Origin of the sequence: Nonomuraea sp. NPDC052116 (assembly GCF_040680035.1) — a bacterium.
GTDB classification, from domain to species: Bacteria; Actinomycetota; Actinomycetes; order Streptosporangiales; family Streptosporangiaceae; genus Nonomuraea; species Nonomuraea angiospora_A.
Map to the genome: position 1 here is coordinate 1 of NZ_JBFAWA010000016.1, position 25,835 is coordinate 25,835.

At 71.4% G+C, this 25,835-nt stretch carries 22 protein-coding genes; 3 read left to right on the forward strand and 19 right to left on the reverse strand.

All coding sequences use genetic code 11. The features are described from left to right. Positions 1 to 104: 104 nt before the first annotated feature. The 8 genes from AB0L65_RS28575 to AB0L65_RS28610 form a co-directional block, all read right to left on the reverse strand. Positions 105 to 995: an alpha/beta hydrolase gene (locus tag AB0L65_RS28575; protein WP_350728872.1), complete on the reverse strand. Its 891-nt coding sequence runs from the start codon at positions 993 to 995 to the stop codon at positions 105 to 107. After that, positions 992 to 1,312 carry a Nif11 family protein gene (locus tag AB0L65_RS28580; protein ID WP_364251079.1) on the reverse strand — a complete coding sequence of 107 codons (321 nt, stop codon included), beginning with the start codon at positions 1,310 to 1,312 and terminating at the stop codon, positions 992 to 994. The genes AB0L65_RS28575 and AB0L65_RS28580 overlap by 4 nt, the downstream gene beginning before the upstream one ends. Then, positions 1,309 to 1,686, reverse strand: a complete 378-nt coding sequence (locus AB0L65_RS28585) for a Nif11-like leader peptide family natural product precursor (RefSeq protein ID WP_364251082.1) — start codon at positions 1,684 to 1,686, stop codon at positions 1,309 to 1,311. The genes AB0L65_RS28580 and AB0L65_RS28585 overlap by 4 nt, the downstream gene beginning before the upstream one ends. Before the next feature lie 2 nt (positions 1,687 to 1,688). After that, positions 1,689 to 2,684, reverse strand: coding sequence for an alpha/beta fold hydrolase (locus tag AB0L65_RS28590; RefSeq protein ID WP_364251085.1), 996 nt, complete (start codon positions 2,682 to 2,684; stop codon positions 1,689 to 1,691). Between the two features lie 19 nt (positions 2,685 to 2,703). Next, the gene (locus tag AB0L65_RS28595; RefSeq protein ID WP_364251088.1) at positions 2,704 to 3,813 is read right to left on the reverse strand and encodes an NAD(P)-dependent alcohol dehydrogenase; all 1,110 of its coding nucleotides are present in this window, start codon (positions 3,811 to 3,813) and stop codon (positions 2,704 to 2,706) included. Continuing rightward, on the reverse strand, positions 3,810 to 4,469 hold the full coding sequence (locus AB0L65_RS28600) for a hypothetical protein (RefSeq protein ID WP_355191484.1): 660 nt from the start codon (positions 4,467 to 4,469) through the stop codon (positions 3,810 to 3,812). Before AB0L65_RS28600 ends, AB0L65_RS28595 begins: the two co-directional genes overlap by 4 nt. A 106-nt stretch (positions 4,470 to 4,575) precedes the next feature. Then, the gene (locus AB0L65_RS28605; protein ID WP_364251092.1) at positions 4,576 to 5,859 is read right to left on the reverse strand and encodes a ferritin-like protein; all 1,284 of its coding nucleotides are present in this window, start codon (positions 5,857 to 5,859) and stop codon (positions 4,576 to 4,578) included. A 13-nt stretch (positions 5,860 to 5,872) separates the two neighbouring features. Further along, entirely contained in the window at positions 5,873 to 6,871 is a 999-nt protein-coding gene (locus tag AB0L65_RS28610) for an alcohol dehydrogenase catalytic domain-containing protein (protein WP_364251095.1), read from the reverse strand. A gap of 202 nt (positions 6,872 to 7,073) precedes the next feature. Here AB0L65_RS28610 and AB0L65_RS28615 point away from each other — a divergent pair, with 202 nt between their 5' ends. Continuing rightward, on the forward strand, positions 7,074 to 8,363 hold the full coding sequence (locus AB0L65_RS28615) for an NDP-sugar synthase (RefSeq protein WP_364251098.1): 1,290 nt from the start codon (positions 7,074 to 7,076) through the stop codon (positions 8,361 to 8,363). Here the strand turns inward: AB0L65_RS28615 and AB0L65_RS28620 are convergent. The 3 genes from AB0L65_RS28620 to AB0L65_RS28630 form a co-directional block, all read right to left on the reverse strand. Next, positions 8,324 to 9,259 carry a hypothetical protein gene (locus AB0L65_RS28620; RefSeq protein WP_364251101.1) on the reverse strand — a complete coding sequence of 312 codons (936 nt, stop codon included), beginning with the start codon at positions 9,257 to 9,259 and terminating at the stop codon, positions 8,324 to 8,326. The two genes, AB0L65_RS28615 and AB0L65_RS28620, sit on opposite strands and share 40 nt — an antisense overlap. A gap of 134 nt (positions 9,260 to 9,393) precedes the next feature. Beyond that, a complete protein-coding gene (locus tag AB0L65_RS28625) occupies positions 9,394 to 12,381 on the reverse strand; it encodes a type I polyketide synthase (protein ID WP_364251104.1) in 2,988 nt (995 codons plus the stop codon). A gap of 152 nt (positions 12,382 to 12,533) precedes the next feature. Next, complete coding sequence (locus tag AB0L65_RS28630) at positions 12,534 to 13,364, reverse strand: helix-turn-helix transcriptional regulator (protein ID WP_364251107.1); 831 nt, start codon at positions 13,362 to 13,364, stop codon at positions 12,534 to 12,536. Between the two features lie 149 nt (positions 13,365 to 13,513). Between AB0L65_RS28630 and AB0L65_RS28635 the strand changes: the two genes are divergently transcribed. Next, positions 13,514 to 14,842 (forward strand): hypothetical protein, encoded by a 1,329-nt coding sequence (locus AB0L65_RS28635; protein WP_364251110.1) that lies wholly within the window; start codon positions 13,514 to 13,516, stop codon positions 14,840 to 14,842. 44 nt (positions 14,843 to 14,886) lie between these two features. On the opposite strand, the gene AB0L65_RS28640 is transcribed toward AB0L65_RS28635, so the two are convergent. From AB0L65_RS28640 to AB0L65_RS28675, 8 genes are read right to left on the reverse strand one after another with little or no spacing between them, the layout of a single operon-like run. Further along, positions 14,887 to 16,116: a SpoIIE family protein phosphatase gene (locus tag AB0L65_RS28640; protein ID WP_364251113.1), complete on the reverse strand. Its 1,230-nt coding sequence runs from the start codon at positions 16,114 to 16,116 to the stop codon at positions 14,887 to 14,889. Next, on the reverse strand, positions 16,082 to 16,540 hold the full coding sequence (locus AB0L65_RS28645; RefSeq protein WP_364251620.1) for an anti-sigma regulatory factor: 459 nt from the start codon (positions 16,538 to 16,540) through the stop codon (positions 16,082 to 16,084). Before AB0L65_RS28645 ends, AB0L65_RS28640 begins: the two co-directional genes overlap by 35 nt. Beyond that, positions 16,540 to 16,845, reverse strand: a complete 306-nt coding sequence (locus AB0L65_RS28650) for an STAS domain-containing protein (RefSeq protein ID WP_350728893.1) — start codon at positions 16,843 to 16,845, stop codon at positions 16,540 to 16,542. Before AB0L65_RS28650 ends, AB0L65_RS28645 begins: the two co-directional genes overlap by 1 nt. A gap of 16 nt (positions 16,846 to 16,861) precedes the next feature. Continuing rightward, complete coding sequence (locus AB0L65_RS28655; RefSeq protein ID WP_364251116.1) at positions 16,862 to 18,877, reverse strand: alpha-amylase family glycosyl hydrolase; 2,016 nt, start codon at positions 18,875 to 18,877, stop codon at positions 16,862 to 16,864. Next, on the reverse strand, positions 18,874 to 19,209 hold the full coding sequence (locus AB0L65_RS28660) for an STAS domain-containing protein (RefSeq protein WP_355191502.1): 336 nt from the start codon (positions 19,207 to 19,209) through the stop codon (positions 18,874 to 18,876). Before AB0L65_RS28660 ends, AB0L65_RS28655 begins: the two co-directional genes overlap by 4 nt. Positions 19,210 to 19,216: 7 nt before the next feature. After that, on the reverse strand, positions 19,217 to 21,613 hold the full coding sequence (locus AB0L65_RS28665) for an AGE family epimerase/isomerase (protein ID WP_364251119.1): 2,397 nt from the start codon (positions 21,611 to 21,613) through the stop codon (positions 19,217 to 19,219). Positions 21,614 to 21,623: 10 nt separating this feature from the next. Further along, a complete protein-coding gene (locus tag AB0L65_RS28670; protein WP_364251121.1) occupies positions 21,624 to 23,225 on the reverse strand; it encodes a thiamine pyrophosphate-binding protein in 1,602 nt (533 codons plus the stop codon). 2 nt (positions 23,226 to 23,227) lie between these two features. Continuing rightward, positions 23,228 to 24,052: a type 1 glutamine amidotransferase domain-containing protein gene (locus AB0L65_RS28675; RefSeq protein WP_364251124.1), complete on the reverse strand. Its 825-nt coding sequence runs from the start codon at positions 24,050 to 24,052 to the stop codon at positions 23,228 to 23,230. A gap of 152 nt (positions 24,053 to 24,204) precedes the next feature. Between AB0L65_RS28675 and AB0L65_RS28680 the strand changes: the two genes are divergently transcribed. Beyond that, a complete protein-coding gene (locus tag AB0L65_RS28680) occupies positions 24,205 to 25,833 on the forward strand; it encodes an FAD-dependent oxidoreductase (protein ID WP_364251127.1) in 1,629 nt (542 codons plus the stop codon). Positions 25,834 to 25,835: the final 2 nt, after the last annotated feature.

Consider the following 25,835-nt stretch of genomic DNA (forward strand, 5'->3'; position numbering starts at 1 on the left):
CACGACGCTGTTCGCCGTCAACCGCTCGACCGACGGGCCGCTCTCGCTGGAGATCGACACCCGGGCGCTCGGCGGCGCCCGCATCGTCGAGGGGCGCACGGGTCTCACATCGGGTTGCGCTTGAGGAAGGTGTGGGCGGCCTCGCCGACGGCCACCGGGTTCATGCTCTGCAGCCCGTGCGTGGCGTTGGGGATGCCGCACCGCTCCGCCTGCGGCAGCCAGTTCATGAGGAAGCGCTGCGCGTCGCGGAACCCCGGCATCGCCGACTCGCTGTCGAGGCCCATCACCGCCAGCACCGGCATGTCCGGCTTCCGCGTGACCAGCCGGTCGGCCTCCGACGGCTTGAAGCCCCACTGCGAGATCGCCGGGAAGTCGACGGTGAAGGTCGTGTCGACGCACGCCTCGACGCGGTCCCACACGTCGAGCGGCCCGGTCATCTCCACCGCGGGCAGGAAGCTCGGCCCGCACACCGCCTCCATGTAGAGCTGCGCCGCGCCGAGCTTGTCGCCCGTCTCGTACAGCTTCATCGCGTTCATGTAGGCGTCGATGTTGGCTTGGATGGCGTCCGGCGCCTCACGCGGCAGGTACGGCTCCAGCAGGATCGCGCTGTGCGCCCGCTCCGGGTACGACAGCAGGAACTGGAAGGCGATCACGCCGCCGAACGAGAAGGCCATGATGTGCGCCTTCTCGATGCCCAGGTGGTCGAGCAGCTCGGCGACGTGCTGCGCGCCGCCCTCGATGCTCAGCTCGGGCTTGTCCAGCGTGCTGCCGTTGTAGCCGGCCCGGTAGTAGCTGATGAGCTGGTAGTCCTGCAGCAGCGGGGGGTAGAACCGCATGGGGGTGATGAGGCTGTCGGCGATGCTGGTGCCGTGGATGCACAGCACGGGCTCGCCCTCGCCGAGCACGGTGTACCTGAGCTCGGCGCCGGTCACCGGCGCCCGCAGGTTGTGCTCGACGTTCCATTCGCGCCCGATGTAGAGGGCGTTTCGCATCATGGCTTGTGCTCCAATCCGACCAGCAGGCCGGTCTCGTCGAGGCTGGGGACGAGGTCGAAGACGAGGAACTCCAGGTAGTACCGGCCCCACAGCAGGCCCCAGAGCGGGAACCGCTCGTTGAACTCCTCGCCGCGCTCGTGCGCCAGCCGCCCCTCCAGCTCCCAGATCAACGAGTTGAACTCCTGCGCGGTGAACGGCTGCCCGGCCGCGGCGGCGGCCGCGATGACCTCGTCCTTGGACTTGTCCTTGAGCCGGTCGACCAGGTCCGGCCGCTCGGCCAGGTCGCGCAGGAACCCGATGACGTTGGCTTCGCTCACGGTGCCTCCTTCGGCGGCCCCGTGAGCGAAGCCGGCTTGCTGTGTTGATTGGTTCGCTCGCTTCGCTCGTTCACGGCCAGCTCCTCGCGGGAGTAGCGGGCGGCCACGTGGTCGACCAGGTAGTCGAGGTAACGCGCGCCCCACATGTGCCGCCACAGGGTGCTGCTCCCGTCGAACGGCTCCCCGTCCTTGTTGATGACGAGGTCCGCCTCCAGTCGGCCGATGACCCGTTCGGCGTCGTCCTCGGTGAAGGCGAACCCGTCGTTGCGGGCGTGGAACAGGACCCGGGGAAGGTCCATGGGGGAGTAACGGGCCAGCAGACCGGGATCCGACCGGGCCGCCTCCAGGAACCTGACGAACTCCGCCTCGGCCACGGCTAGCTCTCCAGCGCGTGTCTGATGACGTCGTCGATGGCCTTCACGTCGGGCTCGGCCAGCCCGAACGTGGCCAGATGGCCGTAGACGCTGTCGATCTGGCGGAACGTCGCGCCGGGGATCCACTCGGCGTACTGCCTGAGCTCGTCCGGCGGGAACAGCGCGTCGCCGGTGAAGCCGGCGATCGTGGTCTTGGCCTTGATCCGGCCCAGGACCTCCCGCAGGGACTCGCCCTCGGCGCCCGGCCAGGCGGCGCGGGCCTTGCGGGCCTGGGTGACCACGTCGTTGGGGTCCTGCGGGAGCCAGAAGCCCTCCCAGAAGCCCTCGACGAACGCGTCCACGCTGTCGAAGCCCAGGGTGCGCCAGACGTCGGCGCCGGCGTAGTAGAACGTGCGGGGCGGGGCGGTCAGCGCCGAGCCGTGCCCGACCCGGGCCAGGCCGCCGCTGACGCTCGCCGCGTCCGTGTAGGCGCCCCCGGCGTAGTTGGGGTCCGAGGTGATGGGCTCCTCCACCACCGTCTTCAGCCAGAGCTTGGTCCACGGCGGCGGGGTGGGCGCCCCGGCGATGGGGGCGATGCTCCGCACGAGGTCGCCGAAGCGCAGCGCCCACTCGTACACCTGGATCGCGCCGATCGACCAGCCGAGCGCCAGCCGGATCTCGCGGACGCCGAAGACCTCCTCCAGCAGCCGCTGCTGGGCAATGACGTCGTCGGCGACGGAGACGGCCGGGAAGGGCCGCGACGGGGTGTTGCTCGGCGCGGAGGACGGCGGGAGGCCGAAGTGGCCGGGCAGCACGATGAAGTGGGTGCGGGGATCGAGCGCGCGGTTCTCGCCGATCCAGCCGTTGAGCACCTCGGCGGGGGCGCCGAGGAAGGTCGGGAACACGACCACGTTGTCCTTGGCCTGGTTGAGCTCACCGAAGGTCTGGTACGCCAGCCGGGCGCCGGGCAGCGTGTCACCTGAGGTGAGCGGGAAGTCGCCGAGCTCGAAGGTGTTCATTCCTGGCTCCAAACGTCGTTCACGCGTCGAACCGCAGAATCGTCTTGATGTTCTTGCCGGACCTGAAGTCGTCCGCCGCGGCCTGGATGTCGGCGAAGTCGTACTCCTTGATGAGCGGCTGCACGGGCAGCCGGCCGCCGCGGATCAGCCGCGCCAGCAGCGGGATGAGCCGGTCGGGGTCGCTGTCGCCCTCGCAGACGCCCAGGATCCGCCGCCCCGGCAGCAGCCGGTGCACGTCGACCGAGACCTCCACCCCGTACGGCGGGGCGCCCACGACGGCCACCGCGCCGCGCGGGGCGAGCGCCTCGATGCCGGCGCGCAGCACGTCGGGGTTGCCCACCGCCTCGACCACGTAGTCGACGCCGGCGCCGCCGGTGATCTTCCGCAGCTCGTCGGCCAGGTCGAGGCCGGTCGAGTCGACGGTGTGGGTGGCGCCGATCTTGGCGGCCAGCTCGAGCTGCGCCGCCTGCCGGCCCACGGCGATGATCTGGCTGACCGGGGTGAGCGCCGCGCCCATGATGGCGGCCAGGCCCACCGCGCCCGTGCCGATCACCGCGATGGACGTGCCGGGCTCCGGGCGCAGCGTGTTCCAGACCGCGCCGGTGCCGGTCTGGACGCTGCAGGCCAGCGGGGCCAGCAGCTCGAACGGCAGGTCCGGGTCGACCTTGACGACGCTGCGCTCGTCGGCGATGGAGTGGCGGGCGAACGACGACTGGCCGAAGAACCGGCCGCCGAGCGCGACGCCGTCCCTGCTGATCGGCGAGCTGCCGTCGGGCCGCTTGCCGCCGATGAGGTTCTGCGGGATCCACGTGGTGCAGTAGGCGGGGTGGCCGATCCGGCAGGAGGCGCAGCTCCCGCACGAGGTGAAGGTGAGCACGACGTGGTCACCAGGCTTGACCTTGGTCACGCCCGGGCCCGTCTCCTCCACGACGCCGGCCCCCTCGTGCCCGAGCACGCCCGGCAGCGGGAACGGGATGTGTCCCGCCGCCACCGTGAGGTCGGTGTGGCAGATGCCGGCGGCCTTCATCCGGACGAGGATCTCGCCCTGGCGCGGGGCGTCCAGCTCGACGTCCCGGAGGGTGAACGCCGCTCCCGGCGATTCGACTACTGCGGCTTGGGTCGTGGTCACGAGTGTCTCCGATCGTCGGGGGTGAGGGTGTACGAGCTCGTGACGTGGGTCCACTCCGCCGGCCCCCACTCCGCGCCATCCCCGACCTGGGGCGGAGCTCCGACCACGCGGACCACGTAGTAGTCGAGCAGGCCCGGGGCCCGGCGGGTCCAGATCGAGCCGAGCTCGTCGTGGTGGCGCTGGCCGAAGTAGAGCCGATCCTCGTCCCGGCCGTGCGAGCGGGCCAGGCCGAGCAGGTCGTACTCCCGCGGGCACTCGTCTACCCCCGGCAGGTCCAGGATCGAGCAGCCGCCGTGGGAGACGTCCTGCCACTCGCCGGGCTGCCAGTTGCCGTCGCCCGCCTTCACCTCGTCGGCGCCGGCGACGAGCCCGGTGTCGAACAGGCGCAGGCAGACCTTGGTCCGGGAGAAATCGGCGTCGCGCGCGCCGGGCGTTTGTTCGCTGGGGCCGAGGAGCTCGAACATGCCCGTGATGATGAGCTCGAAGAGCCGGCTGTCGCAGCCGGGGTCCTTGTAGGCATTGAAATGAATGGCCCAGAAAGGACTGTGCAGCCAGAAGTCGTCCACCCCGAATATTCCCGGGAATACTTCGGCGGCGACCGGGCTGCGCCATCGGCCGGAGAGTTCGGCGACCGTGAATTCGGCGCTGGTTTCCATCACACCTCGCATGAGTCAATTCTTTTTCCGGCGGCCCGGCCGACGTCAAAGAGCCGGGTCGTACATTGGCAAGTCGGCCGGGCGGCGCGAGGTAATTCGTGAAGTCCTACGACGGGAGCAGGGCCGGCGGCACGTGCGCGCGCACCCGCTCGGCCAGTTCGGCCGCCCGGACGCCGGCCGCCGCGGCGACCGCGGACGCGGGCCCGCCGGCCTTCTCGGCGGCTCTGCAGCGCTCCACGAGCACTCTCATGCGCTCGTGCAGCAGCGCCCAGGAGGGTTCGCGCCAGGGCACGAAGTTGCTCATGGCGTAGTACATCTCGAACGCGAAGCCCGCCGTGCGGCCGGGGTGCTCGGGGCCGACGGGCATGGTGGTCATGGCGGTGGCCAGCGGCCGCAGCACCTCGGCCATCATGCTGATCGACGTGCCGACGAGCAGGCCCAGCTGTTCCTCGCTCTCGTCGGTGTGCGTGAAGAACCTGGTCAGCAGGTGCAGCACCAGCTCATACGCCACCGCCGCCAGCTCGGCCGTCCGGCGGGTGCCGGGGTCGGTGATGAGCGGCTGGGGCTCCACGATGTCGTAGGGCTGTTTGAGGTAGGCGGCGAGCGCCGGTCGCGCCGGGTCGAAGCCCGGATCGAGCGCCCGCAACTCCTCGTACTCCCGCCACACCGCGAGGAAGCGCCCGTAGTGCGCCTGCTGCCAGTCGCCACGCGCGCCCTCGCCCTGCTCGATGATGAGATCGACCGCGGTGAACGCGGACTTCAGGTCCGTGACCGCGACGAGCTGGGGCCAGCGGAACAGCTCCGGCGTGGCCTGGGCGCGCGGGGACCCGACGAACACGGCGCGCTCCCCGAGCTCCGCGCAGAGCGCCCGCAGCCCCTCCTCGATCCCGCGGTACAGGTGGCCGATCGTCGCGTACTCCTGCCCCCTGGGCATGAGGTCGGCGGGGTCGAGCCGGACGCGGGTGGGCGGCACCGGCTCGAACTCCGCGGCGTCCTGCAACTGCATGCCCTCGGGGCGCTCCAGGTACAGGAAGTGGCGCAACGCCTGCTCGCCGAAGGGCAGCAGATCGAGCTGGATGCCCGACGGGAAGTATCCCGAGCGCTGCGGGAAGTTCGGGCGGGTGAAGGTCGGCGCCGCGCCGATGGCGGCCAGCAGGTTGGACACCAGCGCCAGGTGGAGCATCTCCTCGACCGCGATGGAGTGCAGGACCCCGCGCCAGCGGGCGACCGCGTCCGCCTGCTCGGCCGTCAGGCCGTCCCCCGTCCCGTTCTTGAGGCTGGCCTCGGCGAAGAGGTACTGGCTCAGGATCATGTGTTCCAGCTGTGAGGCCTCGTTGAGCAGCCACCACAGGTGCTCCCGGTTCGCTATGACGATCGGGGGCTCGGACATGCGGGGATCCTCCTCAGTTGGGGGTGAGTACGGCGCGGTAGCGCACCTGGCCTGCCTCCACCCGCTTGAGCACCTCGTTGACCTCGGCGAACGGGTAGGTCTCCACGCGCGGCCTGACCTTGCCCGCGGCCATCAGCGCGAGCACCTCGACCAGGTCGGAGCGGTTGTTGTGGGTGCTGCCCTTGATGGAGCACTGCTTGAACAGCAGCGTCATCATGTCGTCGATCTTCAGCGGGCCGGTGACGCCCATCGTGACCAGCCGCCCGCCGTAGCGCAGGCCGGACAGCACGCGGGCGACCAGGTCCGCCGAGGTGGTGGTGGCCAGGATGATGTCGGCGCCGCCGGCGTCGGCCAGCGCCTTGCCGGGGTCGTCGCCGACCACGACGCCCTCCGCCGCGCCCAGTTCCTTGGCGTACTCCGCCTTGTCGGGCGAGGTGGTGAGCACGACCGTCTCCAGGCCGATGGCGGCGGCCAACTGCACCGCCATGTGCCCGAGCCCGCCGACGCCCAGCACGCAGACGCGCTCGCCCGGCCGGGGGTCGGCGTTGCGCAGGCCGCTCATCGAGGTGAAGCCGGCGCAGAAGGCCACCGCCGCGTCGGTGTAGTCCAGGCCGTCGGGCAGCAGCGTGCACCCCGACTCCCAGGCCACCATCAGGTCGGCGTAGCCGCCGCCCATGTCCATCCAGGTCGTGGTGTGCTCACAGGCCACCGGATGCCAGCTCTGGCACTGGACGCAGCGCCCCTCGCCGCGCTGCATCCACGAGACGCCGACCCGGTCGCCCACCCGCAGGGTGGTGGCGCCGGGGCCGAGCGCCACCACCTCGCCCACCGGCTCGTGCCCCGGCACGATCGGCAGCCGCACCGGCCAGTGGCCGCGATGGACCAGTACGTCGCTGAAGCACATGCCGCACGCCTGGATGCGTACGACGACCTGGCCGGGCCCGGGCTCGGGATCGGGGAGGTCCTGGAACTCCCATGGGGAGTTGAGTTGCGTGATGACGGCTGCGCGCACGGTCTCCTCCTCGGCGAGACACCTCAGGGAGGCCCACGATAAATATCCGGCCCGCGTCGGCGGCACCCTGACTTAACGGAAACCACCGTGCTTTTGTCAGACGCGGACCTGACGAAATCCCGGCGTTCGGCGGCCGAAACGGGCCATATTCCCGGAGCGAATGGTACGAATAAGTCACCGCCCGTTGTCCTTGGAGGTTGCCATGCCTTCTATTGCCGCCATCGCACTGGCCGGCGGCCGCGGCCTCCGCGCCCGCCCGCTCACCCTCGAAGGTTCCGGTCACATAAGGAGCAAGGCCGCCGTCCCTTTTCTCGGGCGGCCGGTCATCGAATGGCTCGTCGCGGGCCTCCGCGACCAGGGAATAACGAGTTTCCACGTGGCGGCCAACGGCCGGGAGAATCGTTATCAGGTCAAGGAGGCGCTGGGGTACGGCGAGCGGCTCGGGGTCTCGGTGCGCTATTCGCGGCCGCGTACGGACCGGTTCAACACCGGCTCCGGGCAGGCGACGCTCAGCCTGATCGAGGAGCACGGCCTGCTCGGCCACGCCCTGGTGCTGCCGACCGACTCGCTGTTCGAGTTCGACCTGGCGGCGCTGGTGCGCGACCACCTGGCGAGCGGGGCGGTGGTGACCGTCGGCCTGGTCCATCGGACGGCGGCGGAGGTGGCGGGCACGTACGGGCTGGTGCTCGCGGACGGCGCCGGCCGGATCCAGCGGTTCATCGAGAAGCCGCCCCTGGAGACCATCGCGGCGGTGACCGCCGACCTGGACAGGGTGCCCATCAACGCCGGGCTCTACCTGGTGGACTGCGCCAGGCTGCGCGCTCTGGGCGCCACCGACGAGCTGGCGGCGCTGGCCGGGCGGGGGCTCGACTGGGGCGGCGACCTGCTGCCGTGGCTGGTGTCGCGCGGCCACCGGGTCATGTGCTCGCCCCTGGCCAAGGTGGGCGACCTGGGCAACCCCCGCGACTACCTGCTCACCATGGCCGAGGCGCTGGCCGGCGGCTACCCGAGCCTGCGGCTGCCGGACACGCCCGTGATCCACCCCTCCTCGCTGGCGCGCCGCGACGAGGTCAGCGGGCTGACGCTGGCGGAGAAGCTGGCCGCCGGGCTCGTCCACGTGGGTCCCGGCGCGTGGATCGGCCGGGACGTCGAGATCGGCCCCGGCGTCGTGCTGCGCGACTCGTACGTGGGCGACGAGGCGGACCTGCACCCGTGGTGCCGCCTGGAACGGGTGGCCTGCCTGGACGGCGCGATCATCGGGCCGGGCGCGCGGCTCAGCGACGCGTACGTGGGCGTGATGGCGCGGGTGGACTCGTCGCTGGAGCGCCCGGCCGTCATCGACGGCTTCACCGCGCTCGGCCACGAGGTACGCGTCGCCGAGGGCGCCGGTCTCAGCGGCGTCATCGCCTATCCGGGACAGACCGTGACCGGGGCCGGGCACTCCGGCGGGCGTCAGTCGCCGACGTCGTCCGGCTCCTCGACCCGGTCGTAACGGAGCCGGGTCTCGATGGCGTAGGCGTGCGGCGCGTACCCGGTGCGCAGGTCCTGGAAGACGGTCCACGCCTCCATCGGGTCGCGCTCGGCCGGCAGCCCTGCCTCGTGGGCCAGCAGCAGCGTGTCGGAGAAGTTGCGCTCCTCCCGCCCCTGCAGGCTCACCGGGATGGGCGGCAGCGTGATGCACAGCCCGTGGGTCAGCCGGTGCATGCAGCGCGTCCCCGTCGCGAGCAGGGCCTTCGTGTGCGCCGGAGCCCAGCTCGGCGCGAGCGCCTCGATGAGCGCGGCCACGTCCAGGACGATGACCGCGGCCTTGAGCCAGTCGAGGTCGCCCGCGGGGCGGCGGAACGTGAGCGCCGGATGGGCGAGGTGGGAGTGCTCCACCTCGCCCATCCACACCGTCCACTCGGCGAACATGGTGTCGAGGTGGTCGCGCGAGCCGGTCTTGAGGTAGGACGCGAGCATGGTGTCGGCGTCGCGGGGGTTGCACACGCTGCCGGCCAGCCTGGCGACCAGCCGTTCCCGCCGGGCGTAGGCGGCCAGGAAATGCCCCAGGTACGTCGTGATGGCCGCCACCATCAGCAGCCTGGACGCCCACTCGGCCTCGCGCAGCGGCGTGCCCTCCAGCAGCGCGAACCCGGCCGAGGACACGCCGAGCCAGATCGCGGCCACCGTGACGACGGCCAGCGGCCCGCACAGGTCGAGCAGCGGCTCCCGCAGGACGGGCGGGACCCGGCCGGCCATCGCGAGCATGGGACCGGCGAAGGCCCGCAGGACGCCGCGGACCAGCCGGGTCGGCCTGCCCCGGGGGGTGAACACGGTCAGCACGACGCTCAGCCACACCGCCGCCACGAGCGCGGCGCCGGCCAGCGTTCCCAACACGGCTGTCACCATGCCCGTATCCTTCCGGCTCTTGACTGGAATGCCCAAGAATTAGTTAGTGCTAGCAGTCGGAATGCCACCTTCAAAAGAGCGGAGACGAGGCTCCGGACGACCCGGAGCCCCGTCTCGACAGCGGCGGCCGCGCCTCACACGGTGGCCGCCGAGCGTAATTCGGTGGTGAGGTCGAGCAGCGTGCCCGGGCCGAGCAGGCTGCGGACCGGCACGTCCACGCCCAGCTCGCGCCGCACCCGCTCGCGGAACCTGGTCGCCAGCACGGAGTCCAGGCCCAGCAGGGTGAGCGGCACGTCCATCCCGATCTCGTGTCCGGGCACCGCGAGAACCTGGGACGCCAGGTCGGTCACCACGGCGGTCAACTCCGTCTCCGAGAGGGCCGCCAGATCCGGGCGTCCGGGCCGCGCCGGCTCTCGGGCCGGTTCGCGGGCCGGTTCGCGGGCGGGCTCAGGAGGAATGGGGGAGGTGGCCGAGCCGGGCCAGAACCGCCGCCGCTGCCAGGGGTAGCCGGGCAGCCGGACGTACTCGCCCTCGGGGTGGACGCGGTCCCAGCGGGGACGGCAGCCCAGCACGTACGCCTGGCCGAGCGCCGCGCTGAGGGCCGCCGCGTCCGGCACGTCCCGCCGCAGGCAGGGCACCACGCTCGCGGTCGCGCCCGCCGCCTCGACCTCCTCCTCCAGCGCCGTCTGCAGCACCGGATGCGGGCTCATCTCGATGAACACGGTGGGCCGGGCGTCGGCGAGCGCGGCCTGGCAGGCGGCGGCGAAGCGCACGGGCAGCCGCAGGTTCTCGAACCAGTAACCGGCGTCCAGCTCCGTGCCGTCGACGACCCGGTCCCGGGCGCTGGAATGGATGGGCACGGCGCAGGGGCCGGGCTTGACGCTCGACAGCGCCTCCAGCAGCGCCTCGCGCACCGGCTCCACCTGCGGCGCGTGCGAGGCGTAGTCCACGTCCACCTGACGGCAGAAGACGCCGTCGCGGCGCAGCGGCGCGACGATCCGCTCCAGCCTCGCGGGATCGCCGGACAGGACCGTGGAGTGCCGGCTGTTGACCACCCCCACGCTCACCTGGCCGGAGTGCTCGCCGATAGCCTGCTGGGCCGCCTCCTCGCCGAGCGCCACGGCCCACATGGCGCCGGGCGTGCGCAGCTCGCGCAGCAGCCGGCTCCTCCTGGCGACCACGGCCGCGCCGTCGGCCACGCTCAGCGCGCCCGCGGTGACCGCCGCGGCGATCTCGCCCATGCTGTGGCCGACGAGCAGGTCGGGCTCGACGCCCCACTCGCGCCACACGGCGGCCAGCGCCACCTGCATCGCCCAGAGGGTCGGCTGCACCTCGTCCACGCGCGACAGCCGCTCCCCGCGCAGCAGCACGTCCACGGGGGACCAGCCGAGCTCGGCGGCCACCGCCCGCGCGCACTCGTGCAGGCGCAGGGCGAAGGCCGGCTCGGCGGCCAGCAGCTGCCTGCCCATGCCCGCCCACTGGCCGCCCTGGCCGGGGAAGACGAACACCACCTTCGGCCGCCGGGCCGCGCGGCGCTCGCCGGCGTGCACCGACCGCCCGTCACCCCGCCCGCTCGCGCGGAACTCCCGCAGGGACGCGGCCAGCGAGCGCGCGTCGTCGCCGACCGCGGCCAGCCGGTACTCGTGGTGCGAGCGCCGGGCGCCCGCGCTGAAGCACACGTCGTGAAGGCCGGGTCCCGCGTCCTCTACGACAGTGTCGAGCATCTCGGCGTACGCGCCGGCGAGCTCGTCGAGCGCCCTCGGGTCCCGCGCCGACAGGGGCAGGACGTAGCTGGGCCGGCCCTGGCCGAGCCGGGGACGCGCCGCCTGCGGCGCCTCGGAGAGCACGAGGTGGACGTTGGTCCCCGACATGCCGAAGGAGTTGACGCCCGCCAGGCCCGGCGTCCCCCGGTCCGGCCAGTCCTGGGTGAGCAGCGCGAGCTCGACGGCCGCGGTCGGCTGCCGCAGGACGGCGTGCGGCTCCACCACGTGCAGCGTCGCGGGTATGGTCCGGTGCCGCAGCGCCAGGGCCGTCTTGAGGAGCCCCGCCATCCCCGACGTGAACTCGGTGTGGCCGATGTTGGACTTGAGCGAGCCGACCAGGCAGCGCCGCTCAGGGTCCCGGCCCTCCCGCATGACCAGGTCCAGCGCGGCCAGCTCGGTCGGATCGCCGGCGGGGGTGCCGGGCCCGTGGGCCTCGACGTAGTCGACCTCGCCGGGGGAGACCCCCGCGTCGAGATAGGCCTTGCGCAGCATCGTCTCGTGCCCCTCCAGCCCGGGGGAGACGAGCGAGCCGCCGGTGCGGCCGTCGTGGGTGGCGGCGCTGCCCAGGATCGTCGCGTACGGGTGCTCCCCGTCCGCGAGGGCCCGCGAGAGCGGCTTGAGTATCAGGGCCACCACGCCCTCGCTGCGCACGTACCCGTCCCCCGACACGTCGCCGAACTTGCACCGGCCCGAGCTGGACAGCACGCCGGCGTCCGCGAGCGCGAAGTACAGGTCCGGCACGATCTGCAGGTTCGCGCCGCCGACGATGGCCAGGTCGATCTCGCCCGACCACAGCGCCCGGCAGGCCATGTGCACCGCCAGCAGCGACGTCGCGCAGGCCGCCTCCACGCCCATGCTGGGACCGCGCAGGTCGAGCTGGGTGGAGACGCGGCCGGGGAAGATGCCGCTGACGGCCGCCCCGAGCGCGGCGTGCATGTCGTACATCCCCGAGCGGCGCAGCAGGTCCCAGTACCCCGAGGACAGCAGGCTCGTGTAGACGCCGGTGTCGCTCCCGGCCAGGCTCTCGGCGGGGATGCCCGCGTCGTCGAGCGCCTCCCAGGTGACCTCCATCAGCAACCGCTGCTGCGGGTCCATCCGCAGGGCCTCGAACGGCGTGACGCCGAAGAAGCGCGCGTCGAACCCGGTGATGTCGTCCAGGTAGCCGCCCGCGCCCCGCAGCACATCGGGCCGGCGGCGGCCGGAGGTGGTTTCGATGTCGAATCTTTCCGGAGGGATCACGCCGATCATGTCCCGGCCCCCGCTGACGATCTGCCAGAGGTCGGCCGGGCTCTGCGCACCGGGCAACCGGCAGGCGGCACCGACGATGGCGATGGGATCTCGCCCGCTGTTGTTGTGCATGGGGCCCCGTTCCCGTTCTCGCCCGGGTCATCGTGAATTCGACGATGCCCGGGCGCCCTTGTTGGTTGGCCGAACGACATCACCTAAGGTCCGGCTCGCCCACGTGGGTGTCAATTAACAGATGACGAAATACCGGGGCGGTGAAAACCGCGTTATTCGCCCGCGTGCATCGGAAAATGGATCACGAGCCCGACCAGCGGCTCGTCCGGGGTGATCATGAGCGCCATGCGCAGGGTCTGCAGGCCCAGCCGAGGGTGCCGGAAGCGGCGCGTGAGGCTGCGGTGCTCCTGCACCTCGTGCTTGCGCCACAGGCCGGCGAACAGCGGGCTCAGCTGGGAGAACTCGGCGATCTTCGCGGTCAGCCGCTCGTCGTGCGGCCATCTGGCCAGCTCAGAGCGCCACCGGGCGATGACGTCGCAGGTGACGCGCTCCCAGTCGGGCAGCCGCTCCTTCGCCGTGGGCGAGACCAGCAGCCAGCGCAGCATGTTGCGGTGCTCGGGCGTGTAGGTGCCCCAGTCGTCGTACCACTCGGCGGCGGCGTCGTTCCAGGCGGTCAGGTCGCAGTGGATGTCGGTGGCGTAGACCGGATAGGCGCTGGCGCTCATGAGGCTCACCAGCGGGCCCATCACGTCGCCCGACCACGTCTGCCCTTCGAGCGGCTGCGGGTTGGTGACCTGGCCGTGCACCAGCGTGTGCATGTAGCGGCGCTCGTCCTCGCTGAGGTCGAGCACCCGGGCCAGGCTGTCGAGCACCTGGATGGAGGGCCTGATGTCACGCCCCTGCTCGAGGTACGTGTACCAGGTCGGGCTGAGGCCGGCGAGCACCGCCACCTCCTCCCGCCGCAGCCCCTTCGTCCGGCGCCCCCCTTCGGGGAAGCCCACCTGCCCCGGCGTGACCCGTGCGCGCCTGCTGCGCAGGAATCGCGCGAGCTCCTGCCGGCTCCAGCCGTCGCCTGACACCGAACCCCCCGTGAGTGCCTCCACCGCGTCAGCAGATCAGGATCGCAAGGCTGAGTCTAGAAGCCTCACGGAATATTTGTCACCTCTACCCCGATTGCGTCATTTCGGCATTGACGTTACGGCATTGTTCCCAAAGCATGAATTTAATCCATTCAATTGAGGGGATTAACCAGATGAAGTGGCATTTCATCGACCGGAGCGAGCAGATCGCCGCGATTCGGTCAGCCCTCGGGGCTTCCGGAGCAGGCCCGATTGTCCTGGCCGGAGAGCCGGGCTCGGGCCGCAGCAGGCTGGTGGAGCGCGTGCTCGAATCGTCCGAGGCGGCGCGTTACGACATCGTCCGGCTGCGTCCCGCGGACGGTCCCGGTGAGGTCGCCGCCCGCGTCGAGGCGGCCGCCGGGGGCCGCCCGCTGCTGCTCGTCATGGACGACGCGCAGGTGAGCGAGGACGAGAGCCTGATGGCGCTGCGCACGGCCGCGGGCGGGAACCCGGGGGCCAGGGTGCTGGTCACGACGCTGTCCGGGCCCGCGGCGCGGCGCCCCGACCCGGTGGACTGCCTGCGGTTCGAGCCGGGCGCGTACACGGTCGACGTGCCGCCGCTCGCGGTCGAGGAGGTGGCCGCCCTGCTGGCCGAGCTGGCCGGCGGCCACGTACGGCAGGCCACCGCCGGCGCCCTGTACTCGGCGACCGGCGGCAACCCCCGCCTGCTGCACGACTTCCTGGTCGGGCGCCGGCTCACCGAACGCCTGACCCGGGGCGCCGCCGGGTGGGAGTTCCAGTGCGCCACCGAGTGGCTGCCGCCGATGGACCCGTCCGCGGCCACCCCGCACCTGGTGAAGGCCACCTGGGACGCCTGGGCGGCGCTGGCCTTCGACCGGGCCTTCGAGCTGTGCAAGGCGGCGGCGTGGTGCGGCGAGGGGCACACCGTCTCGGTGCCGCTGGCGCACCTGCTGCTGCTGCGCGGCAGGGGACGCGACAGCATGTCGTTCCTGGACTCGCTGCCCGAGGGAGTGGTGGACGGCACGCCGCATCTGGCGCTCGCCCGCGCGGTCAACCTCGCCTGCGGGCAGGGCCGGCCGGAGGCCGCCGCCGAGTTCCTGCTGCGCGCGGCGGTGGCCGCCGGGCCGGCGCAGCGGCCGCTGCTGCTCGCCTACCGGGCCTGGATCATGGCGTTGAACGGCCGCCCCGCCGACGACGTCGGCACGATCACGCGTACCGACAGGGAGACCGCCCTGTTCGTGCACGCGGCGCAGGCGATGACCCGCCTGCGGACCCGGCCCGAGGAGGCGGTCTTCCACCTGCGGCGCGCGCTCGCGCTCACCGGCGGGGGAGCGGAGGCGGGGCCGCCCTGGCTGGCGGCGCATCTGACGGCGTACCTGATCGACGCGCTGCTGCTGGCCGGGCGGGCGGATGAGGCGACGCTGCTGGCGGAGGGCTTCCACGGCGGGGAGCCCGCCTCCGGCTGGGACGTCGCCGTCGCCATGTCGATGGTCGCCGCCTGAGAAGCCCGGACCACGTGCCGCGGCCGTGGTCCGGGCCTGTCCCCTCAGGAGGGGTTCCTGCTCAGCGCCAGAGTGGTGATGTCGTCGGACTGCTCGGCGGCCCCCACGAACGTGCGCACCGAGGTGTCGACCGCCGCGAGCAGACCGGAGGCGTGCCCCCCGGCCCCGCCCAGCACCTCCTGGAGCCGGGGGGTGCCGAACAGGCCGTGGGCGGAGTTCCTGGCCTCGACCACCCCGTCGGTGTAGGCGAACAGCGCGTCGCCGGGCCCCAGCTGCACGTGACCCAGGGTGTAGGAGCTGTCGGCCAGGATCCCGACCGCGGGCCCCGTCGGGGGCAACATCGTCTGGCGGCCGTCGGCCCGCACCACGACGGGCGGATTGTGCCCGCCGTTGATGTAGACCAGGTCACCGGAGTACGGGTCCAGCACCCCGAAGAACATCGTCGCGAAATACGCCTGCTTGATGTGATTGCGGGCCATGTACCGGTTGGTCCCGACGACCGCCTGGATCAGCGGCCCCGCCCCCAGCGACAGCAGGGGCAGCGCGGACTCTCCCGGCGAGCCGTCCAGCGCCACGGCGGCGTCGTCGCTGACGTCCTGGACGAACCCGGTGTGCTCGGCCGTGTGCCGGAGCAGCGTCCTGATCAGCGCCATGAACAGCGCCGCCCCCACGCCCTTGTCGCACACGTCGGCCACCACCAGCGCCAGCCGGCGCCCGTTGACGAGGGTGAACACGTCGTAGAAGTCGCCGGCCACCTGCCGGGCCGGCCGGAAGCTGGCGGCGATCTCCCATCCGTCCAGCCTCGGCAGTGACTCCGGCAGGAACCCGGCCTGGATGTCGCGGGCGATGCGCAGCTCGCGCTCGTACTCCCGCAGGCTGGCCAGCGCCGCCATCTCCTCCACCGTGGTGCTGAGCTGATAGCGCTCCCAGCAGGAGTTCGCCCTGCTGCGCAGCAGGCCGGGCAGGAACGGGCGGGTCACGTAGTCGAACCCGCCGCGCACGCACTCCTCCAGCGCGGCGATGTCGTCGTCGGGGAAGGCCACGATCGTGGGCATCCGCCCGTCGACCAGGAACCGCTGGCTGACCAGCGCCATCCGCTGCAGCCCCAGCGCCGCCGAGATCAGCAGCAGATCGGGGTGCGGGTGGCGCAGGACCAGGTCGTCCGGGACGGCGAGCTGGACGTCGAAGCCCTCTTCGCGCAGTGCCCCGTCGAGTTCGAGCACCGCGGTGGACGTGGGGTTAGCCGGCTCGGCAACCACCAGAGCCGTCGGCATTCGCGCCTCCAAGCAGTCGCATGATCAGGGTGTTGCGGTTGCGTCCGCCGACGTACTCGTAGCGGAACTCGTCCACCTTGCCCATGGCGAGGAGCAGCCCGTAGCCGCCTTCCTCGCGCAGCGCGGGCGGCAGCGCCAGCCGCGGCGCGGGATCGTATCCGGCGGGATCGAACGGCGGAGCTTCGTCCTCGATGCTCACCTGCAGCCGGTCGTCCTCGATCTCCCCGGACAGCTCCACGACGCCCGCCCCGCCCCGGTAGCCGTGCTGGGCGATGTTCGTGGTGATCTCGTCCGTCGCCAGTCGCAGCCAGTACGCCTGTCGGGAGGTCAGCCCCGCCCCGTCTGCCAGCGCCTCGATGAAATCGGCCACCACACCCGGCAGGGACACGTGCTGGACATCGATCTTGAGCCGGCAGGCGAGCATCACTGCATCACGATGCTGCGGTCGAAGCCGGTGAGCCGGATCGTCTCGGCCACCTCCGGATTGGTCCCCACCAAGGTGATCTCCGAGCCGCGCGGCAGCTTCTGGTGCGCGAACACCAGGCAGCGCACCCCCGCCGACGACATGTACGTCAGCTCGTCGAGGAGCAGCACCAGCTTGCCCACCTGCCGCCCCACGGCCTGCGACACCAGTTCGTTGAGCTCGGGGGCGGAGCTGCCGTCGAGCTCGCCGGCCAGCCGGATCGTGGCGGTGTCGCCCTCCACGCTCATCTTCATCCTGAAGGACATGACATGGTTCCCTTCGCTAATGCGTGACCAAGATCGCGACGCTTCTGGGGCCGATGGACAACTGTGACTGGTTGGCCAGCGGCGGTTCCGAGCCCGGCTCGAAGGCGTCCATTGGTGGGGCGGCGGCGGTGTCGGCGAACAGGTGCCAGGCCTGCCCGCGCGGCGCGGGCGGCAGTTCGAGCGTGTGCGACTCCCAGTGGGAGTTGGCGGCGACGTAGACGCAGTCGTTCCCGCCCCCGTCGAACAGCGCGGCCAGCACCCGCGAGTGCGCCGACCAGTCCGGTGACCAGGCGCTCACGCCGTGCCAGTGGACCGATCCGGGAGAGCCGCCCCTCAGCACCGGGTGCGCCCGCCGGAAGGCGATGGCGTGCCGCGTGAAGCGGAACAGGTCGGCGTTCTCCTCCCGCAGCCCCCAGTCGAGCCACGTGACCGGCCCGTCGTGGCAGTAGGCGTTGTTGTTGCCGAGCTGCGTGCGGCCGAGCTCGTCGCCGGCCAGCAGCATCGGCACGCCCCGGCTGGCCAGCAGGAGCAGCAGCGCGTTGCGCTGCTGCCGGGCACGGAGCGCCAGCACCGCCGGGTCGTCGGTCACACCCTCGTGCCCGCAGTTCCAGGAGTTGTTGGCGTCGTCGCCGTCCCTGTTGCCCTCCCCGTTGCCCTCGTTGTGCTTGTGGTCGTACGAGACCAGGTCCCGCAGCGTGAACCCGTCGTGTGAGGTGACGAAGTTGACCGTGGCCGCGGCGCCCCTCCGGCTGTACATGTCGGGCGAGCCGACCATGCGGGTGGCCAGCTCCCCGGTGACGCCGATGTCGCCCTTGACGTACCTGCGCACCGTGTCGCGGTAGCGGCCGTTCCACTCCGACCAGCGGCTGTAGTGGGGGAAGCTGCCCACCTGGTAGAGCCCGGCGGCGTCCCACGCCTCCGCGATCAGCTTGCGGTCGCGCAGGATCGGGTCGTACGCCAGCGACTCCAGCAGCGGCGGGTTGTGCAGCAGCTCGCCGTCGGACCCCCGGCCGAGGATCGCCGCCAGGTCGAACCTGAAGCCGTCCACGTGGCACTCGGCGGCCCAGTAGCGCAGGCAGTCCAGCACGAACCCGCGCACCACCGGATGGTTGCAGTTGAGCGTGTTGCCCGTGCCGCTGAAGTTGTAGTAGTGCCCGTCGGGGGTGAGCATGTAGTAGGTGGCGTTGTCCAGCCCCTTGAAGCTGATCGCCGGGCCGCGCTCGTCGCCCTCCGCGGTGTGGTTGAACACCACGTCGAGCAGCACCTCGATGCCCGCCCGGTGCAGCTCCTTGACCATGTGCTTGAACTCGTCGACCTGCATGTGGTCCCGGCCGGTGGCCGCGTAGGACGCCTTGGGGGAGAAGAACCCGATGGGGCTGTAGCCCCAGTAGTTGACGCCGGTGAACACGTTGTCGGTCTCGTCGAACTCGAACACCGGCATCAGCTCGACGCAGTTGACCCCCAGCTCCAGCAGGTACGGGATCTTCTCCACGAGCCCCGCGTACGTGCCGGGCGCCGCGACCCCGGAGGAGTCGTGCCTGGTGAAACCGCGCACGTGCAGCTCATAGATCACCAGGTCCTCGTGCGGCAGGTGCGGCGGGCGGTCGTCCTCCCAGTCGAAGTCGTCGAGCGTCACCCGCGACCTGTGCCGGTAGGGGCCGTGACCGGTCAGCATCCTGGCGTACGGGTCGCTGAGCACGAGGTCCGGGTCGAAGCGGTGGCCCTCCCACGGCCGGCGGGGGCCGTCCACGCGATAGCCGTACTCCAGGCGCTCGACGTCGAGGCCGAACACGGTCATCGCGTAGACGCTGCCCACCCGGAACGACTCCGGGAAGGGCAGCTCGGCCATCGGCTCGGGCTCGCCCTCCCGATAGAGCACCAGCGTCACCGAGGTGGCGTGGTTGGAGTAGACCGAGAAGTTGACGCCCCCGGGCACCCGCGTGGCGCCGAACGGCAGCGACCGCCCAGCGCGCACGGGGTATCCGGCGATCCGCTGCGTGGGGTAGGCGTCGATCGGCTCCAGGATGGTCATACAGTCAACGCCTCCACGCCCTGCTCCACCGACTCGACCACGGTGAAGAATCCGAGGAAGCCGGTCGCCTCCATGATCGCGCGCACGTCGGGGGACAGCCCCGTCAGCGCGAGGCGTACCGTGCCGTGCTGGGCCTGCCGGTAGACCAGCAGGAGCACCCGCAGCCCCGCGCTCGACATGTACAGGGTCCGGGACAGGTCCAGGACCACCAGCCCGTCCTCGGGGAGGAGCGCCCGCAGGTCCTGCTGGACCTGGGGCGAGGTCTCGCTGTCCAGCTGGCCGTCCAGGCTGATGACGGTCACCCCGCCGCGCAGCTCTTTCCGCAGTCGCATGGCCATGTCACTCCTCCACGGGCGCGAGATGGGCGCGCACCGTCATCGGCGAGGCGGAGTCGGGCAGCTTCACCGTCATCGCCGCGGCGTCGAAGAGCTGGTACGGCGAGCCGTCCACCTCCACCCACTCCAGCCGCACCCGGCCGGGCGGCAGCGCGTCGGGCGCCACCCGCAGGACGCGGTCGGTGAACCCGTCGGGCCGCGGCCGGAACCACAGCGTCAACGGCTCCTTGTCGATCAGCAGCCGCTGGTAGACGGTCGCCAGGAAGCACAGCTCGGCCGCGTGGCACATGCTCATCGAGTGGCTGCCCTTGAACCGCTCGTTGCCGAGCAGGTACGGGTGGCCGTCGGCGAGCACGTTGAAGTAGATCCCGCCCTCGTCGTGGTCGAGGAAGAAGGCGCTGTAGAAGGCGGCCGACTCCCGCGCCCTGCGCGTGAACTCCTCCTCGCCCACCAGCCCCGCCAGGATCTGGTACGCGAGGATCGCCTGCTCCTGCTGCCACCAGGCCTTCCTGTCGTGCCAGACGAACCGGTGGACGTGCTGGCCCGGGGCGAGCCTGCGCTCGACCACGTCGTACCAGCCGCCGCGCTGCGGGTCGCTGCCGAAGCCCGGCATCTTCTCGCCGATCTCGGTCGCCAGCGTCCGGTAGCCGTCCTTGGGCCGGATCGACATCATCCGCATGAGGTTCCAGGCGATCTTGAGATTGTGCCCGACGACCGCCCGGTCCTGCTGCCAGTGCCAGGTGGTGTCCGGTGTCCAGTCGGCGTGGAAGCGCTCCTGGACGTACGGGCTGTCCTTCCTGGGCATGTGCTGGGCGATGAGGTCGAACGTCTCCTCGAGCATGTCGGCGTGCCGCTCGTCGCCGGTGGCCAGGAACAGGTTGATGAGGTAGGCGGGCGCGTGGTCGCCGACGGAGTTCCAGTTCTTCCTCGACCGGTTCGGGCCCAGCGACTCGTGGTGCGGGCTGAGCAGGATCGGGTCGATGTGCGAGTAGTACCCGCCCCGCTCGGGGTCGTGGAAGAACTTCTTGAACAGCCGCAGCGTGCCGTTGATGTCGGAGGCGATGCGCGGGTCCCCGGTGAGCCGGTAGAGCTGGGTCGGGCCGGCCAGCGCGTAGATCTGCTCGTACATCGGGATCGCGTCGTAGTCGTCGCCGAACTCGGAGGTGAACAGCTTGCGCTCGACCCCGTCGCGCACGTCGATGCCGTGGTACCAGTACACGACGTCCTCGTCGCGGTCCACGAAGCGCATGTGCTCGCGCAGGTAGGCGGTGCCCTGCTCGGCCACCTCCAGGAAGTCCTCCTCGCCCGTCAGCATGTAGGCCGAGGACATCCCGTAGATCATCCGGGAGATCGTGTCGGTCTCCTGCACATCCTGGCCGGCCTTCTCGCCGCCCAGCCGCAGCATGGTCCGGTAGGCGGAGTAGTCGATCGGGCCGTCGGCCCCGAACTGCGCCTTGCGGTAGAACCTGCCCAGCTCGCGGATCTGCTTGACCCACCAGTCGGGCTGCTCGAAGGCGTACTGGCCCGGCTGCCTGCCCAGGAAGATCAGCGTCTTGGCCTCGATCGTGTAGGCGCCGTTCTCGTGGTAGAAGATCCCCTTGACGAACACGTAGGTGCCCGGCGTGAGCAGCTGCTCCAGGTGCGCCGAGGCGTCGAGGTACGGCTCCGAGAGGTTGCGCACGAACTCGGCGGAGGTGGTGCCGGTCAGCCGCACCCGCACCGGCCGCCCGTCGTTGGTGCGCAGGCTGATCTCGCCGTGCTCGAAGCCGGTGACGTAGCCGGCCACCAGGTCGGAGAAGGAGAAGTCGGGCCGGTAGACCGTCTCGGAGCCGCGGTCGGCGGCCACCAGGTCGATGATCATGCGGGCGAAGGCGGCGCAGTGCTCGGCCGTCCGGCCGGTCACCAGGTCGCGGTCCACCACGACGTCCTGGTCGGTGTAGACGGCGCCCATGTTGCGCACGTCGCCGACCAGGTTGTTGTGACACGTCACGCGGCGGCCCTTGACCGCCTCGGCGATGGGCGCCGCCAGCCAGAGGCCGTGGCAGATGATGCCCTTGACGATCCGGTGGTCGTCGAAGGCCTCCTTCAGCAGCCGTACGGCGGGGGCGAGCTCGTGGACGTCCTCGGTGTAGCGCAGCCGGTCCGAGACCATGCCGGACGGCACGATCAGCACGTCGATCCGGCTCAGGTCGGCGCTCTCCAGGTCGCCGCTCACCGTGAACGGCTCCTTGAACTCGTGGCCGTGGAAGGTCAGCGAGTCCTGTCCCCACAACCGCGTGAGGAACTCGACCCGCGCCCCCTCCTCGGTGAAACGCCGCTGGTAGTAGTGGAGCTCCTGCTCGACGTAGTCGCTCTCCATGAGGATCGCGACGGTGCGCCCGGCCAATCGCTTCTCACGCACGGTGTACCTCTCAGGTGGTAATCAGATCGACGAGGAACGGCCCCGGCGTCGCCAGCATCCGCTGGACCGCCGCCTCCACCTGGGCGGGCTTGCTCACCTTGACGCCCGGGACACCCAGGCTCGCGGCCAGCTTCACGAAGTCGATCTGGGGATGGGACAGGTCGAAGCCCTGGGGGTGGGGGTGCGCGGCGATGCCGCGCTCGCGCCAGTACTGTTCGAGGTTGTCGTCGAGCAGCTGGTAACGGCGGTTGTCGCAGATCACGAAGCGGGCGGCCACGCCGTACCTGACGGCGGTCCAGAGGGCCTGGATGGTGTACATGCTGCCGCCGTCGCCGGTGAAGGCCACCACCTCGTCCTCGGGGCGGGCCAGCTTGATCCCGATCGCGCCGGGGATGCCGACGCCGAGCGAGCCGCCCCTGGTCTGGAAGTAGGTGCCGGGCCGGCGCGGTGGGAGCCGCCTGAGCAGCGCGGGGGCGGAGGTCAGCGCCTCGTCGAAGACCACCAGCCTGTCGCCGGCCCGGGCGGCCAGCTCGCCGGCGAACAGGTCCATCATGGTCTCGCCGTACACCTCCGCCGGCTCGCGGGCCGACTCGAGGGGGGACTCGGGGCGGGCGGGGCCGAGCAGGCGGGCCAGCGCCGCCAGGGTCGGCTTGGGATCGGCGACGAGCGCGACGTCGGCCGGCAGGTTCTTGGCGATCTCATAGTCGTCCAGGTCGATGTGGACGATCTTCGCCGCCTCGGGGAAGGGGCTGGTCAGCAGCGGGAACACCTCGGGGAAGAGGTACGTCCCGACGACGAGCGCGGCGTCGGCCCCGGCCAGCGCGGCGGCGCTGTGCTCGCCGAACATGTGCCCGAGGTCGCCCCGGTGCAGCGGGTGGGTGGTGTCGATGGTCAGCTCCGAGGAGTTCACCGTCCACACCGGGGCGCCGAGCGCCTCCGCCACCCTGGCCAGCTCCTCCTGCGCGCCGGACACCGAGACCCCGTCCCCGGCCAGCACCACGGGCCGCCGGGCGGCGCGCAGCACCGCCGCGGCCCGCTCCAGTTCCTCAGGCACGGGCACCGTCGCCCGGCTGGGGATCGTGCTGGTCACGGCGGGCTCGTCGGTGTCCTCGTCGAGCACGTCCATCGGCAGTGCCACGAAGACGGGCCCGCGCGGCGGCGTCATCGCGATCTTGACCGCGCGTCGCAGCACCCTCAGCACCGAGCCCGGGTGGGTCACCCTGGTCGCGTACTTGGTCACCGGCCGGGCCATCGCCACCAGGTCCACCGCCATCTGGCCGTCCAGGGCCTCGTACCGCACCCCTGCCTCGCCGGCGATCACCACCAGCGGCGAGTGGCCGCGCCTGGCCTGGTAGAGCAGGCCGACCCCGTTGCCGAGGCCGACCCCGCTGTGCAGCTGGACCAGCGCGGGCCCGCCGGTGGCGCGGGCGTAGCCGTCGGCGATGCCGAGCGCCGCCGACTCCTGCAGCGCCAGCACGTATCGAAAGCCCGGCGTCTCCTCCAGCACGTCCAGGAACCCCTGCTCCACGGTCCCCGGGTTGCCGAACATCACCGAGATGCCGTCGGCCGCGAACTGCTCGAAGATCGCCTCTTTGGCGGGACGGGTCGCCATGGTCACCAGCCGTACCGGCGCAGGCCGGACTCGAGCACCTCGACCAGCTTCTCGCCGGACAGGTACGAGTCGGGGGTCGAGCGGCCCGTCACGAACGGGTGATCCACGATGACCGACGTCTCCTTGCCCACGTTGCCGTGGTAGCGGCCGTCGGGCGCGGTGGCGTCGCGCAGGATGTACTCCAGCGGGTACGGCGGCGGCCCCATGTTGAAGTCCACTCCCAGGAAGCCCGTGCCGTCCTTGTAGTCGTACTCCTTGCAGTGGCCCGTCACGTGCTTGCCGCGCAGGATGCTCGCACGGTCCTCCCAGTCGCGGGCGAAGGCCAGGCAGGCGACGCCGTAGCACTCGGCGAGCACCGGCTTGTCCGCCCGGACGAAGGAGAGGATCAGGTCGTGCACCCGGCCGTTGTTGGCCAGGTCCACGATCGGGCCGCTGCCGCCCACGAGGACCAGGGCGTCGTACTTCTCGACGTCCCGGTCCAGCCGGCCGAGCTCCCGGTAGTAGGCCTCGGCCTTGCGGAGGTATCCGTCCTCGCTGTTGTAGGGGCGTTCGGGGATCCACTCGGCGAGGCTGACCGGGGAGTCCAGCCGGTCCGACTCGTCGAGCTGCCTGGCGGCCACGGCCACCTCCGGCGTGGTCACGGAGCGGCCCAGCGGCGGATCCACGTACCCGGGGTCGAGACTGGGCGGCAGTGCCCGCGCGCGCTTGCCGGTGGGGGTGGCGAACACGCTCCGGTAGCCCTGCCGGTCGAAGGCGGCCAGCGGGCCGACGAGTTCCTCTCCCCAATATCCGTACTCGGAGAGAACAATAAGAATGGTGCGCGTCATGCGTGGATTCAAACAATATGTGGTTTTCCAGGACAAGCCCGGCCCGCCTATTCCGTCAAGTCCGTGAAAGTCGCCGGCACTTCGTCAGGTGCCGGGGGCGCCCGCCCGGAAAATGACGGAACAATGGCCTTAACCGATTCTGGAGGGTCGTGATGCCCGAGCAGCGGCGGCCGGTTCTGCTGGCCGTGGACGACGACGATCACGTGCTCCGCGCGGTGCGGCGCGATCTGTCCCGCGCCTACCAGGAGCGCTACCGGGTGGTGGCGTCGAGGTCGCCGGTGGAGGCCACGCGGATCCTCGACCGGCTGCGCGAGCGCCGTGAGGAGGTCGCGCTGATCCTCTCCGACCAGCGCATGCCCGAGATGACCGGGATCGAGTTCCTGGTGGAGGCCGGCCGGCGCTTCCCCGCCGCCCGCCGCGTCCTGCTGACGGCCTACGCCGACACGAGCGTCGCCATCTCGGCGATCAACGAGGTGCGGCTGGACCACTATCTCGTCAAGCCGTGGGAGCCGCCGGAGGAGCGGCTCTACCCCGTGCTCGACGACCTGCTGTCGGACTGGGAGTCCGCCCACGAGCCCCCGTACCAGGGGATCCGCCTGGTCGGCCACCGGTTCGCGCCCGCCACACACCGGCTGCGCGACCTGCTGACCCGCTACCGCCTGCCGTTCAGGTTCGAGGAGGCGGAGCCGGGAGCTCCGGAGGTCCCCGAGGTCGTGCTGCCCGACGGGCGCCGGATGGCCCGCCCCGGGCACGGCGAGGTGGTGGCGGCCCTGGGCCTGGCGACGGAGCTCAGCCACCCGCACTACGACGTGGCGATCGTCGGAGGCGGCCCGACCGGGCTGGCCGCGTCGGTCTACGCCTCGTCCGAGGGGATGGCGACGCTGCTCATCGAGGCGTACGTCCCGGGCGGCCAGGCCGGCACCTCCAGCCGGATCGAGAACTACCTCGGCTTCCCGTCCGGCATCTCCGGCGTCGATCTGACCAACCGCGCGATGGCGCAGGCCCGCAGGTTCGGCGTGGACGTGCTGGCCCCGGTCGAGGCCAGGCGGCTGAGCCGGGCCGGCCGGGCCTGCGTGCTGAACCTGTCCGACGGCAAGGAGATCACCGCGGCCACCGTGCTGCTGTCGCCGGGCCTGTCGTACCGCGGTCTCGACGCCGAGGACGCGGCCCGCTTCGAGGGGGCCGGCATCTACTACGGCGCGGCCCTGACGGAGACCGAGTCGTGCGTGGGGCGGCAGGTGTGGATCGTGGGCGGCGCCAACTCCGCCGGCCAGGCGGCGCTGCACTTCTCCCGGCACGCCTGCCACGTCACCATGGTGGTGCGCGCGGACAGCCTGGCCAGCGGCATGTCCGCGTACCTGGTGGACGAGATCGCCGCGACGGGCAACATCACGGTCATGACGAACACCCGTGTGGTCGCCACCGGCGGCGCGGACCGGCTGGAGCGCATCACGCTGTGCGACACCCGCAGCGGCGAGCTGACCACGCGGGAGGCCGAGCACGTCTTCGTGTTCATCGGCGCCCGGCCGCGTACCGAGTGGCTGGACGACCTCGTGCGCAGGGACGCCCACGGCTTCCTGCTGACCGGCCCCGACCTCGGTCCGGTGGCGGGGCTGGACAGCTGGGACCTGCCGAGGCAGCCGCTGCTGCTGGAGACGAGCGTGCCGGGCGTGTTCGCGGCCGGCGACGTGCGCGCCAACTCCGTCAAGCGGCTGGCCTCGGGCGTCGGCGAGGGCGCCATGGCGGTGTCGATGATCCACCGCTACCACTCGGAGAGCTGACC

Bases quoted from the DNA above. Each gene is read 5' to 3' on its own strand.
- AB0L65_RS28600 (WP_355191484.1), bottom strand. From the start codon at position 4,469: ATGGAAACCAGCGCCGAATTCACGGTCGCCGAACTCTCCGGCCGATGG.
- AB0L65_RS28605 (WP_364251092.1), bottom strand. From the start codon at position 5,859: ATGTCCGAGCCCCCGATCGTCATAGCGAACCGGGAGCACCTGTGGTGG.
- AB0L65_RS28575 (WP_350728872.1), bottom strand. From the start codon at position 995: ATGATGCGAAACGCCCTCTACATCGGGCGCGAATGGAACGTCGAGCAC.
- AB0L65_RS28590 (WP_364251085.1), bottom strand. From the start codon at position 2,684: ATGAACACCTTCGAGCTCGGCGACTTCCCGCTCACCTCAGGTGACACG.
- AB0L65_RS28615 (WP_364251098.1), top strand. From the start codon at position 7,074: ATGCCTTCTATTGCCGCCATCGCACTGGCCGGCGGCCGCGGCCTCCGC.
- AB0L65_RS28645 (WP_364251620.1), bottom strand. From the start codon at position 16,540: ATGCTCGCCTGCCGGCTCAAGATCGATGTCCAGCACGTGTCCCTGCCG.
- AB0L65_RS28650 (WP_350728893.1), bottom strand. From the start codon at position 16,845: ATGTCCTTCAGGATGAAGATGAGCGTGGAGGGCGACACCGCCACGATC.
- AB0L65_RS28640 (WP_364251113.1), bottom strand. From the start codon at position 16,116: ATGCCGACGGCTCTGGTGGTTGCCGAGCCGGCTAACCCCACGTCCACC.
- AB0L65_RS28625 (WP_364251104.1), bottom strand. From the start codon at position 12,381: ATGCACAACAACAGCGGGCGAGATCCCATCGCCATCGTCGGTGCCGCC.
- AB0L65_RS28675 (WP_364251124.1), bottom strand. From the start codon at position 24,052: ATGACGCGCACCATTCTTATTGTTCTCTCCGAGTACGGATATTGGGGA.
- AB0L65_RS28655 (WP_364251116.1), bottom strand. From the start codon at position 18,877: ATGACCATCCTGGAGCCGATCGACGCCTACCCCACGCAGCGGATCGCC.
- AB0L65_RS28660 (WP_355191502.1), bottom strand. From the start codon at position 19,209: ATGCGACTGCGGAAAGAGCTGCGCGGCGGGGTGACCGTCATCAGCCTG.
- AB0L65_RS28620 (WP_364251101.1), bottom strand. From the start codon at position 9,259: ATGGTGACAGCCGTGTTGGGAACGCTGGCCGGCGCCGCGCTCGTGGCG.
- AB0L65_RS28635 (WP_364251110.1), top strand. From the start codon at position 13,514: ATGAAGTGGCATTTCATCGACCGGAGCGAGCAGATCGCCGCGATTCGG.
- AB0L65_RS28670 (WP_364251121.1), bottom strand. From the start codon at position 23,225: ATGGCGACCCGTCCCGCCAAAGAGGCGATCTTCGAGCAGTTCGCGGCC.
- AB0L65_RS28680 (WP_364251127.1), top strand. From the start codon at position 24,205: ATGCCCGAGCAGCGGCGGCCGGTTCTGCTGGCCGTGGACGACGACGAT.